Source organism: bacterium, assembly GCA_037128595.1.
GTDB lineage: Bacteria > Verrucomicrobiota > Kiritimatiellia > CAIKKV01 > CAITUY01 > JAABPW01.
The window spans coordinates 21,509-37,375 of sequence record JBAXWB010000024.1 but is presented as its reverse complement, the minus strand read 5'-3'; the positions used below and the strand labels follow the sequence as shown (position 1 = coordinate 37,375).

The 15,867-nt window shown below is 57.5% G+C and carries 15 protein-coding genes; 9 read left to right on the top strand and 6 right to left on the bottom strand.

What is annotated here, in order from left to right; translation table 11 throughout:
• Positions 1-12: 12 nt before the first annotated feature.
• From WCS52_14155 to WCS52_14140, 4 genes are all read left to right on the top strand, one after another.
• On the top strand, positions 13-978 hold the full coding sequence (locus WCS52_14155) for an aminotransferase class IV (GenBank protein MEI6168321.1): 966 nt from the start codon (positions 13-15) through the stop codon (positions 976-978).
• A 146-nt stretch (positions 979-1,124) separates the two neighbouring features.
• Positions 1,125-2,477 (top strand): sodium:alanine symporter family protein, encoded by a 1,353-nt coding sequence (locus tag WCS52_14150; GenBank protein MEI6168320.1) that lies wholly within the window; start codon positions 1,125-1,127, stop codon positions 2,475-2,477.
• Positions 2,474-3,670, top strand: a complete 1,197-nt coding sequence (locus tag WCS52_14145) for a hypothetical protein (protein MEI6168319.1) — start codon at positions 2,474-2,476, stop codon at positions 3,668-3,670. Before WCS52_14150 ends, WCS52_14145 begins: the two co-directional genes overlap by 4 nt.
• 14 nt (positions 3,671-3,684) lie before the next feature.
• Positions 3,685-3,852: a hypothetical protein gene (locus WCS52_14140; protein ID MEI6168318.1), complete on the top strand. Its 168-nt coding sequence runs from the start codon at positions 3,685-3,687 to the stop codon at positions 3,850-3,852.
• 48 nt (positions 3,853-3,900) lie between these two features.
• Here the strand turns inward: WCS52_14140 and WCS52_14135 are convergent, their stop codons facing one another.
• Positions 3,901-4,983 (bottom strand): hypothetical protein, encoded by a 1,083-nt coding sequence (locus WCS52_14135; protein ID MEI6168317.1) that lies wholly within the window; start codon positions 4,981-4,983, stop codon positions 3,901-3,903.
• Between the two features lie 191 nt (positions 4,984-5,174).
• Here WCS52_14135 and WCS52_14130 point away from each other — a divergent pair, with 191 nt between their 5' ends.
• Both WCS52_14130 and WCS52_14125 read left to right on the top strand, forming a co-directional pair.
• Entirely contained in the window at positions 5,175-5,453 is a 279-nt protein-coding gene (locus tag WCS52_14130) for a DUF2191 domain-containing protein (GenBank protein ID MEI6168316.1), read from the top strand.
• Positions 5,450-5,878 (top strand): type II toxin-antitoxin system VapC family toxin, encoded by a 429-nt coding sequence (locus WCS52_14125; protein ID MEI6168315.1) that lies wholly within the window; start codon positions 5,450-5,452, stop codon positions 5,876-5,878. The genes WCS52_14130 and WCS52_14125 overlap by 4 nt, the downstream gene beginning before the upstream one ends.
• Before the next feature lie 68 nt (positions 5,879-5,946).
• On the opposite strand, the gene WCS52_14120 is transcribed toward WCS52_14125, so the two are convergent.
• The 3 genes from WCS52_14120 to WCS52_14110 all read right to left on the bottom strand — a co-directional run bounded on the left by WCS52_14120 (position 5,947) and on the right by WCS52_14110 (position 8,616).
• Positions 5,947-6,318, bottom strand: a complete 372-nt coding sequence (locus WCS52_14120) for a hypothetical protein (GenBank protein ID MEI6168314.1) — start codon at positions 6,316-6,318, stop codon at positions 5,947-5,949.
• Between the two features lie 202 nt (positions 6,319-6,520).
• Positions 6,521-7,903, bottom strand: coding sequence for an alpha/beta hydrolase-fold protein (locus tag WCS52_14115; GenBank protein ID MEI6168313.1), 1,383 nt, complete (start codon positions 7,901-7,903; stop codon positions 6,521-6,523).
• A 26-nt stretch (positions 7,904-7,929) separates the two neighbouring features.
• On the bottom strand, positions 7,930-8,616 hold the full coding sequence (locus WCS52_14110) for an SGNH/GDSL hydrolase family protein (protein MEI6168312.1): 687 nt from the start codon (positions 8,614-8,616) through the stop codon (positions 7,930-7,932).
• Positions 8,617-8,919: 303 nt separating this feature from the next.
• Between WCS52_14110 and WCS52_14105 the strand changes: the two genes are divergently transcribed.
• The 3 genes from WCS52_14105 to WCS52_14095 are packed head-to-tail and all read left to right on the top strand — an operon-like array spanning position 8,920 to position 11,799.
• Positions 8,920-10,236 carry a glycoside hydrolase family 30 protein gene (locus WCS52_14105; GenBank protein ID MEI6168311.1) on the top strand — a complete coding sequence of 439 codons (1,317 nt, stop codon included), beginning with the start codon at positions 8,920-8,922 and terminating at the stop codon, positions 10,234-10,236.
• A 40-nt stretch (positions 10,237-10,276) separates the two neighbouring features.
• A complete protein-coding gene (locus WCS52_14100) occupies positions 10,277-10,711 on the top strand; it encodes a hypothetical protein (protein ID MEI6168310.1) in 435 nt (144 codons plus the stop codon).
• Positions 10,712-10,728: 17 nt separating this feature from the next.
• Positions 10,729-11,799, top strand: a complete 1,071-nt coding sequence (locus tag WCS52_14095) for a hypothetical protein (protein MEI6168309.1) — start codon at positions 10,729-10,731, stop codon at positions 11,797-11,799.
• A 19-nt stretch (positions 11,800-11,818) separates the two neighbouring features.
• Here the strand turns inward: WCS52_14095 and WCS52_14090 are convergent, their stop codons facing one another.
• Positions 11,819-14,626, bottom strand: coding sequence for an alpha-L-rhamnosidase C-terminal domain-containing protein (locus WCS52_14090; GenBank protein MEI6168308.1), 2,808 nt, complete (start codon positions 14,624-14,626; stop codon positions 11,819-11,821).
• A 76-nt stretch (positions 14,627-14,702) separates the two neighbouring features.
• Positions 14,703-15,839, bottom strand: a complete 1,137-nt coding sequence (locus WCS52_14085; protein MEI6168307.1) for a glycoside hydrolase family 172 protein — start codon at positions 15,837-15,839, stop codon at positions 14,703-14,705.
• Positions 15,840-15,867: the final 28 nt, after the last annotated feature.

Below are 15,867 nucleotides of genomic sequence, written 5' to 3'. Positions count from 1 at the left end.
TATCATTCAACGATGAAACGTTTTGAACTTGCAGACTTGCCCGCGCTCGTCGAGGCGCTGGGACGCGCCTACCAGAAGACGTATTTCGCGATGTACTCCAGTGTCTACGGCGGGATTGTGACCGATCCCCGCCTCATGCTGATCCCCATTGATGATCACATGGTGCATCGCGGTGACGGCGTGTTTGAGGCACTCAAGGCCGTTGACGGCAACCTCTATAACCTGAGCGGGCATCTGGAACGGCTCGTCAACTCGGCACGGGGCATCGCACTGGATCTGCCCGTCAGTCTGACCGAACTGGAACGTATCATCCTCGAAACGGCCCGGGTGGCCGCATTGCCCACCTGCATGATCCGGATTTATGTCTCGCGCGGACCCGGCGGCTTCGGCGTCAATCCCTATGAATGTCCGGCCTCCCAGCTCTATGTCGTGATCACCGCCCTGGGAACCCCCTTCATGACGCTGCACCCCGAAGGGGCCCGGCTCTGTACCAGCGCCATCCCCGCCAAATCGGCCGATATGGCCAAAATCAAAAACTGCAACTATGCGCCCAACGTGTTGATGAAAAAAGAGGCCGTGGACCGTCACTTCGACTTTTCCATGGGTTTTGATGAACGCGGATTCCTGACCGAAGGGGCCACGGAAAACATGGGGATCGTCACGCGCGATAACCGGCTGTTATTCCCGAACCTCGCCCGGATCCTCACCGGCACCACGATGCTCCGGACGATGGCGCTGTCCCAGGAACTCGTCCGGGAAGGGCTCCTGACGTATTCAGGATTAGCGGACATCACGCTCCAGGAAATCCTGGATGCCCGGGAACTGATTATTGCCGGCACGACCCTGAATGTGGTGGCAGGAGTGGCCTTCGATGGACACCCGATCGGAACCGGCCAGCCCGGCCCCATCTTCAAACGGTTGGCGGCTTTGCTTGACATAGACATGCGGCATAATCCAGCCGTTCTCACCCCCCTGTAACCACGCGTCCGCCCCCCTCTTAATGGAGGGTTTCGCTCCGTCAAAACCACTCATGTGCCGGCGCCGACAGAGCGGCGCCCTCCATTGAAAGGATGCCGCCAGTATTTACATTCGGGCCAAATTAGCAGATACTCCTCCCCCTGATGATTAATACACTTCACCAATGGATCATTGCCACGAACAGCATTCTGTGGGGACCGCCCATGTTGATCCTGCTGTTTGGTACCCACATATTCCTGACCATCCGGACGGGGTTCATGCAGCGGCATCTGATGAAGGCCTTGAAACTGTCCGTCGCCAAAGAGAAGGATGCCCCGGGCGACATTTCCCCCTATGGAGCGCTGACGACCGCGCTCGCGGCAACCATCGGTACCGGTAATATTGTCGGGGTGGCCACCGCCGTGGCCCTGGGCGGGCCCGGAGCCGTGCTCTGGATGTGGCTCACCGGCGTGCTGGGAATGGCCACCAAATACGCTGAAGCCCTGCTCGCCGTGAAATACCGCATCCGGACGGCCGACGGCTCCATGCTCGGCGGCCCGATGTACGCGCTGGAAAAAGGGCTCGGCCTCAAGTGGATGGGGATGCTGTTCGCCTTCTTCACCGTGGTGGCGTCGTTTGGAATCGGGAATATGGTTCAAGCCAATTCCATCGCTTCACTGGCCAAGGAAACGATGAATGTGCCGCCCCATTGGATCGGGCTCATTCTCAGCGTGATCACCGCGCTGGTCATTCTCGGTGGGATCCGCTCCATCGCGCGTTGCTGTGAGTTTCTCGTTCCCTTCATGGCCGTGTTCTATGTCATCGGCTGTGCCGTCATCCTGTATGTCCATGCCGGCTATATTGTCCCTGCGCTCAAGTTGATCCTGAGTTCAGCCTTTACCTCCACCGCGGCGGGCGGTGGCTTTGTGGGGGCCACGATTGTGATGACGGCACGCTTCGGCGTGGCACGGGGCTTATTCTCCAATGAGTCGGGCATGGGCTCGGCTCCCATAGCGGCAGCAGCGGCTCAATCCCGCAACCCCGTCCGCCAGGCCCTGGTGTCGTCGACCGGAACCTTCTGGGATACCGTGGTGATCTGCGCCATGACGGGGCTGGTGGTGGTCACCAGCGTCATGCGGGCGCCCGAGGCGCTGGCCGGACTCAAGGGGGCGGCCCTCACCAATGCGGCCTTCGCATCCCTGCCGGGGATTGGCCCCATTGTGCTGACGGTCGGACTGCTCACCTTTGTCTTCTCCACCATTTTAGGCTGGTCCTATTACGGGGAACGGTGCGCTGAATATCTGTGGGGCAAAAAAGCCATTCTGCCCTATCGTATTTTATGGATCCTGGCGGTCTACGCCGGGTCCGTCCTGACCCTTCAATTTGTATGGGATTTCTCCGATATGGCCAATGCCATGATGGCCATCCCCAACCTGATTTCCCTGCTCTTGCTTTCCGGTGTCATCGCGAGCGAAACCCGCAAATATCTAAAAGAAGGACATCTGGAAGAGGCGTCATGAAAAAAACTACCCCCCGTTGGCTCGTTCAGCTGATGACCGTTCTGGCGGCCTGTGCCGGATCCGTCGGCGTATCGGCCACCACCTCGGAAGACATCGTGGCGGGAATGCGTCCCCTGCCGGAAGCAACCGGGGGGGCACTGGACACTCTGTTTACTTTCGCCCGAGCCCCCCAGGGCACCTTTTCGCCGGAGTCGGTCAAGCCCCTGGTCGCATTTATCCGCCAGGCCTGTGTCACCGACAGCGGGTGGGAACTCCCCAAGCGGGAAGGGGCGGCAGGCTCGGCCTATATTGTCAAGGTGAGCACCCCCCTCCCCCAGTATCTCGCCCTTAATTTCCACCCGGGCATTCCCGATTATGCCGTCTTCCCGGCCGCCTTGCGCTACTCCTCCTGTGTCAACAGCCACGAGATGCAGCAGGCCTATGACTGTATCGGAGCGGGCTTGACCGGCGCGCTCCCCTATGTAACCGCCCGGATGACCGGGATGGAGGAGATCACCCCGAATCCTGAGTCAGGCTGCTATTTCTCCTATACCAACTCGCGCGTGTTTCTGCGCTGCAAAGTCGACGATCAGGATGTCTTATTCTCCTGCGCGGAAACCATGGCACCCTCCACCTTCAGCAATCGCGGCGTCCCGGTCGGCCCCCTGGACCAGGCCTTATTCTATTACAGCGAAAAGCCGGGCCTGAACCTGACGGGGATGACCTGGATGCTCTCACAGATCATCCGCTCCCAAACGCTCAGTGTTTACATTGCGGTGAACTCCAATGAAACCGCCATCGCCACCTTTGCCTGGCTGAATGCGGGTTGGAAAGGCATGAACGTCACCCGGGCCACCCACATTCTCAATACCCAGATCACCACCCTGAACTTTTCCCGCCGGATTGCCCAGCACCCGAAGGTGTCGGCCCCGGTCATCGCCGCCCTCGTGGCGGACGTCACCGCCCTGTCCCCCGCCGATGTGGATGCGGATTACAGCAAGTATCTGGCCTACGTCCGTACGTGGCGGGACAAGAAGAACAGCGAATTCTATTACAGCTCCCTCCTGAAGAATCTGTATGACCCGAAGACCACCCAGGCCATGCCTCTGTCCCATCGACGTGCCCTCCTCGTCCAGGAGCGGATCCGGAAATTGATGGATAGTCCCTCGTGGTCGAACACGGCCGACGCCGGGACAGTCGCCTTCAAGCCTTAAGGGAGATCAATCTCGTGCGTACCGAAGATCTACTCCCGCATTCCCTGCCGCCAGGCTGGGAGCTGGGCAACAAGGGCCACCTCTTTGAACGCGTCCACGGCAAGGATCCCCACGCAGTGGTGGAGTTCCTGGTGGAACTCGGAATGGGCCAAAAAGCCTATACCCTGCAGGAAGTGGAATAAGATTCCGGGGCGACACAGGTCAACGGAGGCCAGGGAAGCGGGCTGGCCTCAAATCTCGACATCGTATTTTTTGAGGCGTTCGCGGATCACCTCTGTCTCCGATACGTCTCCTCCGACGATCGCGACAATTCCTTTCGCTGTACCGATCTGTTGGGCAACCGCATCCAGCGCATCCAAGCCATATACTTGGATCTTTTTGCCGGCCGCATGAATCTTCCGGTACACCTCTGGCCATTGCGTCATATCCGGCTGCCCTGCCCCCGGAATCCACTGGACACAACCCAGCTCCGGGATCGTCAACAAACTGTCCAGATGCGGCAGTTCGCCGGGCCCGTCAAGATGATAGATGGAATTCTTGAGGCGTTTCGCCGACGCCGCCAGTTCGGGCTTCACAAACTCATCGAACATCTCCGGCCCGATCATATAGCAGAAATCACATTGCATAATGTACATGGGATCTCCTGAGAAGACCGGGCACCAGGTCGAGAATCCCGGATTCGGTTGTGCCGCCCTGGCCAACGCCTCAAAGCACGCCCACCATGTCCGGTGCACCTCCCACCCCAGCCGCTTCACCTCATCCGGACAGTCATAGAGGTCCAACAGCAATTGCTCGCTCGGACGGAAGGAGGCAACCACATCTAGATTTCCCCCGATATCCGTCATCGCCACCTGAACCTGCCCCTGCCACCGCTGAGTGGCAACGGTCATGATATCCCGGATCCGCTGGAATGCCGCACTTTGAGGATCGAACGTGAATTGAAGGTCTTTCAGTTCACGTAATGACGGCGGATGATACCATACCGTATCCTCCCCGTTTTCCATCCGGCATCCCAAAAACGCCGCCAGCACCCCCGGCCCAAAATTCGGCCAAACCACAGGAAAGCCATCACCCAACCACCGACACCCGGACAGCTGCGCATCCCAGGAGTCCACCACCGCTTCCGCGGATACCTCATCGCCATAAAACGCGGTGAAATGCTGGAATGGATGACGCGCCGGAGGACGCCGACCCGGCGCCCCATGCAACGCCACATGAATCAGGGGACGATCCAGATCATTGGCCCACCAGCGCCGATGCGCCTCCTTCACCCGGTCCCATCGTTCCCTTGAAAAATCAATCGTAGACTCCATGATACCTTCCCGGCCCGCCTCACGGGCCTTCGATACAGTATGTGATCCCTCCAAAACTGTCTTCTCGTCTCGATACAAGATGGTATCAGAGAAACAGGGACAGGCAACCTATCAGCGCTCTCAATTACGCTGACGCTCGATTGGCGGCCTAACATCTTGACATCATTATAATTAAGCATCATGATGTCAGCATGAGAACGACGTTAACAGTTGATGATGATATCGCGGCAGAAATGCAGCGGATAGCGGCCTCGACCCGGCAGGGCTTTAAGACGGTGGTAAACGAACTGCTTCGGCGCGGCCTGACCGCCGGCCCAAGGCCCATGGTTTCATCCACCCCTTTTGTCGTCAAAGCCAAGTCCTGTGGTTTTTTGCCCGGCGTCGATCCGCTGAAGCTCAACCAACTGGCCGATGAGCTCGAATCCGAGGACTTTGTAGAGCGACATCGAAGGAAGCGAAGCAAAACGTGATTATCCCGGATATTAACCTGCTCATCTATGCATACAATCGGGACGCCCCTCACCATGCCTCTGCCATGGCTTGGTGGAAAGGCTTGATGGAGGGATCACAGCCGGTCGGCCTGACGTGGGTAGCCTGTCTTGGTTTTCTGAGATTAATGACCAACAGAAAGATTCTGGCCAAACCGCTGGAGACCCATGAGGCCTTGTCCCATATTCAGTCCTGGCTAACCCGCCCCCAAGTCCAGATGCTCCAACCCGGCCCCCGTCATCTCCAGATCCTTGAGTCCTTTTCTCGCCATCATCTGTTGAGTAGCGCACTCGTGACGGATGCGCACCTGGCGGCGCTGGCCATTGAAACCCAATCGGAACTGCATTCCAATGATACTGATTTCGAACGCTTCCCGGGTTTGCGCTGGCGTAACCCACTGGCTTGAACCTAAAAAGAGCAGTTCAATCGCGCGATAGCGCGACCGAACTGTTTATTCCCATGCCGGACAAGTCGTCAAGCGAGTTGGAAAAGGACCTGATCGCCATGCATGACCGGCTGAAGCACCTTTCCCCGTAACCATTTGATAAACGCGGCTGATAAAATCATGGCCCAAAAAGCTTCAACGCTCAACTGCTCCGCAGTTCGGGTCAGGTTGTTGAGGAACTGTCCTATTCGATTGAGCGTCAAGCGGATCTGATCGGCCAAGGCATGCATGGAGGTAAGGCGGATCATCTTCCGCCGTCCTGTGGTCACGAGTCTGCCGACCGCCTGAAGCAACAAGGGGCGGGAAGTAATGGCCTCCAGATGCCGGATGTGTTTCTGGACTTTGGTGGTTTGCTTGAGCTTGAATAGATAAGGTTGGTGGCGTTGCTCTGCCTCCGTCATGCCTGCATCACGTAACGCGCTTATCTGCAAGGCATTGAAAAGAACAGTTCGACTGCGAAGCAGTTGAACTGCTCTCTAAAGGATTAAGAACGCCACTGATTCCGGTTTCGCCATCCGGTGGCACGCCCCAGTTCCGGACATCACGGGTGGTCTCGATCCAGGCGGGAACCCAATCACGTTCTCCGTACTCACAGTGTCGCCGTCAGAATGGCGGCGACACGGGCTCCCCCAGCGGGCTGGTTTCTGTCAAACCGTGCGTCAGGACTTTCCGTTTGAACACCTTTCCATTTGATTCCGCATACAGCATGCCATGGTCCTCTCCGCCGAACGCCAATCGCGTTATGGGCAGGTGCCCCGGCAGGGGCAAGATTGCATTGTTTTGGCCTGAATGTGACGTTATCTGGATCCCCATCTGCGTCCCGGCATAAAGGCGCCCCAGCACATCAACGCAGAGGGCCGAAGCCCCAAGCATCATGCTGTCATCGGCGAGATGGAGGTGCGCATGGGCGTAGCCGTCGGTCAGCGTCCCGTCCTTCTGGATCGCCATCACATAGACAAACCGGCGGTTCCGGTCGGCAATATAAAGGCGCCAGCGGTCACAGGAAATGGCGATCGAGGTAATTTCACGCTTCGTTTCTGCTGCAATCACACTTGTCCCGTCAGCGCGGTTTAGCCAGATGCGGCCGCCCTGGTCGAAACGGTAATAGCCTTCAGGAATGGTCGGCACACACGCTTTCGGCACCGGCTCGCTGGTTTCACACCAGGGGTCTGACAGCGTGACGAGATCGGCCACTCGCGGTGAAAGCCCCAACGGCTTGATGACCTCCGTCTGCCAGTCTTTCCAGATGAAGCGCAGGGCCTTCTCAAACACTTTGGCGTCACGGAACCCCGCCCCATGCGGCCCGCCCGGAAAGACCTCAAAAGCAAAATCATACTGGGCATATTTCAGCGCCTCGCTGGCTGACATCGCTTCCAGATACCAGTCGCCAGCGGAATTCCGCATATCATCCGTCCCGACGGTCATGTAGGCGCGAATCGGCTTTGTTTCATATTTCCGCATAAGAACGGTCAGGGAATCGCCTCCGCGGAACGCGGAAAAAGTCGGGCTGTTCATATAGACGCGCCGGAAATAGTCGTTCCGTTCCCAGGCGGCATTCCAGGACGCGATCCCGCCAGATGAGCACCCCGCGATCAAGTGCATATTCGGATCATCTGAGAGATTCAGGCTGTATTCCTTCCTCACAAAAGGGATCAGTTCTTCGACGAGAAAGTTGGCGTAGTCCGGACCGAGTCCATCATATTCCGGGGAACGCGTGGATCTCGCGAAACCGCCCTCGCGCGCTGCGGGAGATGACCCGGAAACCACACCCAACGCCACGCAGGCGGGCATAGCCCCGTCCGCACTGAGTTGCTTGAAAAGCTCCGGCACGAACTCCAGCAGGCCGTCTTGCTGGACATACAGGGCGGAAGGTTGTTCGGGATTGGCATTCGCCGGGATGTAAAGCGTGTACCGGTGAACCGTTCCCGGCTTAATCTTGGAGCCGGTAAATCCACCTTCGCGGATCGTGCAAGTCGCAGTATTCATAGTTAACCTTTTTTCGACCTTTCATCTTACAAACCCTCAACATTAACGTCGCCGAACATCAACTGACTGCACAAGGACGGGCAATTGGCATGCATCGCCCGTAACCACGCCTCGGCGATCAGCCAGTGACCTTGGGCGTTGGGGTGAATGCCATCAAAAGACCAGTATTCCACAGGGGCCTGTTTCAGCGCGTCGGCAAAGACGGCCTGAAGCGGCACGAAGATCGCACCGGCCTCCACCGCCAGGCGGCGCACGATCTCGCCACGTGCCGCAATATCGGCCAAGGCCCGTTCTCGAACGGCTCCGTAGTGAAGCACGAACGGTTCCAGCAGCACCAGTCGGACTGACGGCAATGCCGCACAGGTCCGAGCCAGCAATTCCTGGTAATACCGCCCATATTCCTCGAGCGGGGTGGCGGGGTTCTCATGAGTCACATCCGCATCGTTGACTCCGACGAGGAGACTCAACACATCTGGCCGCAAGTCCAGGCAATCACCCTGCCAGCGGCTCGCTAATTCCTTGACCCCTTCACCACTGACACCCCGGTTGGTGAAACGGAGGGTATCCCCGGGACGAGTGGCCAGCAGTTGCGAGGCCGCGATCATCGCGTAGCCAGCGCCCAACTGGTAGGCATTGCACATTTCCTCCGGCTTACGGAAGGCGTTGGTGATGGAATCGCCCTGGAACAAAATATGGTCATTAGCTCTAATCATGGTTCATCCTTTGCCGTTTCACTCGTGTCTCACAGGTCGCAGGTTTTTAGCCTGTAAGCTGTAGACGCTTCAGAAATTCATGCATCTCTATATATGCTGACTTAAGGGCATTTGCGATTTTTAAAATGACTTTCCTAAAGCCTACAGTCTTAAAACCTACGACCTGTGGGACGCTAGTGATTCTGCTGAACAAGCACCTTATACCTCGGCGCCAAAGGGACTTTTTCCGCAGGATCAAATGATTTGACTTCATTTGTGATAAAGACGAAATATCCCCGGTTTTAACGAATAAGAGGAGGCCCCATGTCCATTAAACATATCGTCTCGACTGAAACGCACCGCTGGCGCACCACCCCGGTCAGCCCCTCCGCCACAGGCCCCGTCAACCTGGCTCTCACGGGAGCCCGGCACCAGACCGTGTTGGGGTTCGGCGGGTGTTTCAATGAACTCGGCTTCACCGCGATCCGCTCCCTCCCCGTCAATAAACAGGCCTTGATCTTCAAGGAGCTCTTCGGTGAAAACGGATGTCGGTTTAATGTCTGTCGGCTTCCGATTGGCGCTAACGATTATGCCGAGCAGTGGTACAGCCTGAATGATACGGACGGCGATTATCAAATGCGGCACTTCTCGATCGAGCGTGACCGGAAATACCTGATCCCCTACATTCGCATGGCCCAAAAGGCGGGCACCTCCTTGACGCTGTTTGCCTCGCCCTGGAGTCCGCCCGCATGGATGAAATTCCCCAAGGCCTATAATTACGGCACGCTGGTGTGGGACAAGAAAACCCTTTCCGCTTATGCCCTGTATTTCCTGAAGTTCGTACAGGCGTACGAGAAGGAAAACATCCCTATTACCCAACTCCACATCCAGAACGAACCGATGTCCTCACAGAAGTTCCCCTCCTGCGTCTGGACCGGGGAGCAGTTCAGGGAATTCATCGGATCCTATCTGGGCCCTCTGTTCAAGAAACACGGCATCCAAACGGAGATCTGGCTGGGGACACTCAATGGCCCTGAAATTGACCATCGCATGTTTAAAACCCGTTTCAACCAGTACGCCAACCACGTGCTGAGCGACCCCAAGGCCGGACCTTATGTCAAAGGGGTGGGATACCAGTGGGCCGGGAAATATGCCCTGCAGCAAACCCAGGCGGCCTATCCTGATCTCCCGCTCATGCAGACGGAAAGCGAATGCGGGGACGGCACCAACACGTGGGCTTATGCGGAGTATATCTTCGAAATGATGTGGCATTATTTCACCAACGGGGTCACCGCCTATGTGTATTGGAACATGGTTCTGGCACCGGGCGGCGAAAGCACCTGGGGCTGGAAACAGAATTCCATGATCACCGTCGATCCGGACCGGAAGACCGTGCAACTGAATCCCGAGTTCTACCTGATGAAGCATTTTTCCAGTGCGGTGCTTCCGGGCGCCACTCGTCTTGGCCTAACCGGCCCATGGGCGGCCAATGCGGTGGCTTTCCAGAACCCGGACGACTCCAAAGTCCTGGTGGTGACCAATCCCTTCAAGGAAGCACGCCGCATGACGATGGATTTTGGAAATGCCCGCCTATCCGCCCTGCTTGAACCGTCATCATTTAACACCTTTATTCAGCGGTAATGTGATTGCGTTCCGGAATGAGTTTCGGCACATTAACCGTATGAGCAATTCCACCCTTTCGATCCTTTTCGGCGGCGTCGCCGCGGCCATCCTGCTTGGTATCTCTGGCGTCTTTCAAAAATCAGCGCACGGAATCAGTCAGGGCCCCTACCTGGTAGTGGTAGGCCTGGTGATTTCCTGCGTGGGCGGCATCTGGTGGGGCGTCACCCGCGAGAGCGCCTGGACGCTGCCAGCCATCGGATATACGGCCCTCTTTGCGCTCTTCTGGGCCCTCGCGACCGGTTGCATCGCCATCGGGCTCTCCCGATACGGTGGCAACATCAGCCAATTGGCACCGCTTTATAATATGAACACCCTGGTAGCTGTGCTCATCGGCCTGACCCTCATGGGCGAATACAAGACCGTAAATCCAGGCACCATCACGATCGGCGCCCTGTTCATTGTCGTCGGCGGGATCATCGCCTCGCGCGGCTGAACGGAAACGGGCACCCTATGCTCAAGAACAACTGGTTGGAAACACGAAAGAACTTCGAAGCCTGGTGGCGACATGAAGGTTGTGTCATCGGTTCCTGGCGTCCAATATGCCCATCCGCTACACCCCCCGAACGTCCTTCCCCATTGCCACGAGACACCGACTATAAGCATCCGTTGGTTCGGGCAAAGGGGACCCTGCAGGATTTGCAGACTCAGGTCTTTCCCGGCGACACCCTCCCCCTCTTTGAAACAGACATCGGGGCGGGTTCCCTGGCTCTTTATCTCGGTTGCCATGCAACCATAGGGCCAGACACCGTCTGGTATGAGCCACTTTTCGAAACGGCCGAAGACCCGACTATCATCCCTCCACTCCACTTTGATCCACAAAATCTGTGGTGGCAGATCACGGAACGGCTGATTCTGGAGGGAAAACACCTGCCCCATGATGATGCCCTCTTCGGGATTCCCGCCCTCTGCGACGGACTGGATGTCCTCTCTTCCCTGCGGGGCGGTCAACCGCTTCTCATGGATTTGCTCGAACAGCCGGACTGGGTCGTTTCAAAACTTGATGAAATCTACCTGGTCTGGCAGGAATGCTTTGAACGGCTTTACCAGATGACGTCCGCCCCGGATGGAAGTTCAAGTTATGGGGCATTCAGGTTATGGGCTCCCGGGCGCGTCACCCTTCTGCAATGTGACGCCTCCGTCATGATTTCTCCGGAGATGTTCGAGAGCTTTGGCATGCCCTATCTCCGGGACCAGTGCACCAAGATCCCCTTTACCATGTTCCATGTCGATGGAACCCAAGCCCTCGTCCACCTTGACGCCATCCTTTCGCTTGAGGGGCTGAAGGCCGTGGAATGGTCGCCCCAGGCCGGGATCGAGCCTCCCGGAGATCCCCGATGGTACGAACTTTACAAACGGATTCTGGCATCAGGAAGATCCCTGCAAGTCTGCGGGGTAAAGGGACACGAGATCATCCCTTTATTTGATGCGATCGGAGCAAAAGGCGTCTATGTCATCGCGGAATTTGAATCCGAAACAGAAGCCGAAATGATATTGAAGAAATCGGAGCCCTATCGGAAATAACGTGTCCAAGGGGATCCCCTCACTTGGCCACTTCCAGAACCACACCTTCCGGCGCATCCACTTTGAAAACGAGCCCTGCACCGGTCCGGGTCCACGCCACATTGATAAGCCCTTTGGCGTGAGGCACACGACCTGACGCCTGGGTAATGTGCCCGGAAACCAGGGGTTGAAGGATAAAATGATCCGGATTCCCCTTCGTGGTCTGCCGCAATCCGAGCATATACCGCGTCAGATAGACGGCGGGATAGCCGCTCCAACTATGGCACCAACTGCCGTTGCGACGGCTCGGCGTGCTGAAACATTCAGGCAAGGTCGAATACCCCGTCTTGATGATGGTGCCCAGATGCTCCTTGATCAGTGATTCCCCCAAGTCAAACTGTCCATGCTCCCCCAAGGCCGGCAACAGATAGGCCAGAAAGTATAATTCGGCATGCCCCGCTCCCCCACCCCCGGCCAAACCCAGTTCGTAATTCACCTTCGCCCGTCCGATCACATAGCGTTCGACCTGTTCCTGTTGTTCCAGGGTTCCAATCCTGAATAAATAGGCCAATATATTGGCGTGAAAAGCGGTAGACCGCATCGGACCATCAGGGGCCAAGCCGGCGGCAAATCGCCCTGTGTCTTGAAGCCATAGGGTTTCTGAATACGCCTGGCGCAGGGCCTGCCCCTCCGAGTGCAGCAACACCCCGTCATCGTCACGGTCGATCACCTTTGCCAGTTCAGCAGCACCGTCGAGCGCACCAATCCGGAAGGCGTTAAGCACCGCATTGGCGGCCCCTTCGCGCTCCTCCTTCACCACCCCCCAATCAATAAACTGCCGGCATCGGTCCGCATTCCATAATCCGCTGCTGTGAACCGCGAATTTCCTGCCGGCCAAAACCGACTGCACCGCCGGCCATAATTCCTCCACCAAGGCCTTGTCACCCGTGACACTCCAATAGGTATGTAACAGCAGGACCCAGATCAGCGTGAAATCCTCATGAGAAAATGCCAGACATGAGGGAACGGCACCAAGCATCTGGCCATCCACCGTGACCGTCTGGGCGAAGAGCCGCACCACCCGGCGGGCCAGGGTGAGGTCATGGTGCAACAACGGATGCAGCAACATATTGACGTAAGAGTCACCCAGGTAGGTGCCTCGCTCACGCCAGGGCGAATCGGCGTAGGAGTCCTCCGTGCTGGCGGACAACGTTTCCACCGCCGCACGCCAGATGGCATCAAAAGCGGAATCAGAGGCGTGAAAATCACCTAGCACGACGGGAATAGTTTTGGTCTGAAGCACCGCAACGCCATGCAGTCTGGCCTTTCCAGGGTGCGCGCCCGTCACGGGCAACCTCACGGTCACCTGGATGAAGGTTCCGCCGCGGGAGTGGAATAATTGAACCTGTTGGCGGCCACCCTTCAAGATCACGCGTTCCACGCTGTTGATGAACGGATTGCTCCGGTAGAGATCAATCAGGCCATCAGGGCGTAACCAGTCATCGAATCCGACATCGACGACGGTTCCCGCCGGGGCGTCAAGATCAAGCGTCACATGCCCCAAGGCCCCGCCCTTGAATTTAAAAACCCAAACATGCCCTGCCCCACGGATGTCCGCCACGGAGGCTAGATCAGCATAGGAGCGATCATGGATCGCGCCCCCAAGCGGGCGATCCCAAGCCGTCAATCGGGCGGGACAGACCAATAGGGGATCCCCCACCACCTGCCTCCACCCTTCCGGCGGCAGGGAGCACGGATCGGTACTCCACGTTAAATCGATTGCATTTCGGGAAACTAACGGGGACAACATGAACGCCGCTGTTTCCAGCTCATCGGCCCTGGCCCGGAGTTTCAGGTGTGCCGCTTTGGGTAAGCCAATCAGAAATGACCAGAACTCTGCCGCCGTAAGGAACTCCACCACCCCTGTAAGATGATTCCATCCCGTCTTGAGATTGAGAGTCGCATCATGACGGTTCCCAAGGATTGGATGCGGGACCGTCTCAAGGGCCGTACCGTTCAGGGCAAAATCACCCCAATGCAACCCCGCCACCACCGCTTGCCCGGTTGCCGCGTAGATCCATGATGAGAAGGCCGTATACAGCTCTTGGGGGGCGGTTTTCGACGTGCCCATGACCTGATCAGGGATAGTGAACCCCCACCGTAACTCACTCGCGTCCAGTTCCGCAGAACAAAGAATGGTCTCCGGCGAAACCGGCGAATAGGGGATCACGGGGGCCGTGGAGGCACTCAGCCGCCCCCACGGAGCCTCACACGCCGGAATAATATCTACAGGCAACCAGCCACGGAAGTCCCATGAACCGGGCAGTACCCAGGCCTCGTTAAATTTTTGAGTATCGAGGATTTCAACCGGATTCTGGGCAAAACTGTAGAGGGGCGAATGGGCATCCCAGGCCTCCACCTCGCGTGCCAACCAACCACCCGGCGTCGCCAGATCAATTTCCAATGCCTTTCCCGCCTGCCCCACCGTACCCCACGCCAGAAACCCACCGCGCCCATCCGGCATGGTTTGGTACGACGCCGCTCCGTAGGTGTTCACCTCGACCGTGATACAATTGGGGCCGAGTTTAAGGTGAGGGAGAAGGTCCACCGTGTCATATTCGGGATACTGCGTAACGAACCGGGGCGGTCCCGCATAAACAAACCGCCCGTTGACACGCAACCGGTAGCGCGAGTCGGCAAACAGATGGAGGTCGACCGAAGCGGGCACCTCATCGATGAAAACATTGCGGCGAAACAGCACAAAGCGATTCCGCTCACGCCCACCAGCGCCCAACCAGACAAAGGAGGCGGAGCTTTCAGGGTTGTTGCTGGCCGTGATCGATTTCATTTTTTTCTTCACTGAGCCGCATCCACCGCCCCGGAACATTCCTCACCACCACAAACGGGCTCACTAGACCGTAGGGTTAAATGATCTCCAACCGGTCCCGCTCAGGCAGTTTCGGGAAAGTCATGTGAGGTTCGGACTGATACCAAAACGCAACCGAGGCGATATCATCCTGGGCCGGAAGGTAGCGGCCCCCGGCACGCCAGCCCAACGCCTGCATGGTCACGGCAAAATCAGCCTGGAACCGCACGGGATCCATGATGTGCCACCGGTAAAGGCTGAAGCGGGTATTGGCGTTATAGAGCCCATCCGGACGCACTACCTGGGAGACTCCCGCATAGGCGGTCGTGAACTCCTGATATTGCCTGGTCGCCTTGTTCTCAAAGTTGTAGGACCCGCAGAAATAGTCTTCTGTGCCGGTTCCGCAGATCGTGGGATAGCCCTCACCCCCGTGCTCCTTGATATTGCGGCCAACCACCCCATCGGGCAGGTCGCCATCGAGATAGAATTTGACTTCACCCTCACCCCACCAGCCATTGTTGTTCATCTGCCAGGCCATGTAGGTGCCGACGTAATGCCCCTGCCCGCGCACGCCATCAAGAAGGGTAAACACTTCCTTGTATGGCAAGGGATTGCTTCGCCGGAATTGCGCATGGAAATAGGCCGCGTCGGCGGGCACCTCGGTCAGGGTGTAGTTGATCTGATAGAAGATCCGCATCGCTTCGAACCCGATGTTCTCCAGGGTGATCTTGCAGTGTTTGCGGAAAGGCATCTCCCAGTAGCAGTTAAAGGCGTTGCCGGGGTTGACGCAAACCGGCTGTGAATTCAAGGGGGCATAAACATTGAAACTGGTGTACGCACTGGCAAAGAAATCACCGATCGGCACTTCGACCGACGGCGTTTCCTCACCATCCCAGTAGAACCGGAGAATGGTGAAACGGTAGTTTCCAGTCGGGGTCATCCAGATCTGCTGGATCGCGCCGGCCCCTTCAAGGTCAGCCAGGACCAGCGTCTCTCCGGGATTAACGCTCACGCAAGGCCGGACCTTCCACCCCGTGCCGAGATCGCGGGAGGGGCCGTGATCGGGATCGATATGCCGTCCGCCCTGGCCTTTCGCACCGGTGGGGTTTTCCGCAGAACAGGACCGTGATTCCGCCCGCGAGAGGCGCGACAGGTTTCCGAGATGTAGACCGAGACCATTATACGACGGATGCATACTGATTATTTCTCCTTATATTTCTAGG

Coding starts and splice junctions, on each gene's coding strand:
- WCS52_14155 (MEI6168321.1), top strand. CDS start 13: ATGAAACGTTTTGAACTTGCAGACTTGCCCGCGCTCGTCGAGGCGCTG.
- WCS52_14085 (MEI6168307.1), bottom strand. CDS start 15,839: ATGCATCCGTCGTATAATGGTCTCGGTCTACATCTCGGAAACCTGTCG.
- WCS52_14120 (MEI6168314.1), bottom strand. CDS start 6,318: ATGACGGAGGCAGAGCAACGCCACCAACCTTATCTATTCAAGCTCAAG.
- WCS52_14135 (MEI6168317.1), bottom strand. CDS start 4,983: ATGGAGTCTACGATTGATTTTTCAAGGGAACGATGGGACCGGGTGAAG.
- WCS52_14095 (MEI6168309.1), top strand. CDS start 10,729: ATGCTCAAGAACAACTGGTTGGAAACACGAAAGAACTTCGAAGCCTGG.
- WCS52_14090 (MEI6168308.1), bottom strand. CDS start 14,626: ATGAAATCGATCACGGCCAGCAACAACCCTGAAAGCTCCGCCTCCTTT.
- WCS52_14145 (MEI6168319.1), top strand. CDS start 2,474: ATGAAAAAAACTACCCCCCGTTGGCTCGTTCAGCTGATGACCGTTCTG.
- WCS52_14100 (MEI6168310.1), top strand. CDS start 10,277: ATGAGCAATTCCACCCTTTCGATCCTTTTCGGCGGCGTCGCCGCGGCC.
- WCS52_14110 (MEI6168312.1), bottom strand. CDS start 8,616: ATGATTAGAGCTAATGACCATATTTTGTTCCAGGGCGATTCCATCACC.
- WCS52_14130 (MEI6168316.1), top strand. CDS start 5,175: ATGAGAACGACGTTAACAGTTGATGATGATATCGCGGCAGAAATGCAG.
- WCS52_14115 (MEI6168313.1), bottom strand. CDS start 7,903: ATGAATACTGCGACTTGCACGATCCGCGAAGGTGGATTTACCGGCTCC.
- WCS52_14105 (MEI6168311.1), top strand. CDS start 8,920: ATGTCCATTAAACATATCGTCTCGACTGAAACGCACCGCTGGCGCACC.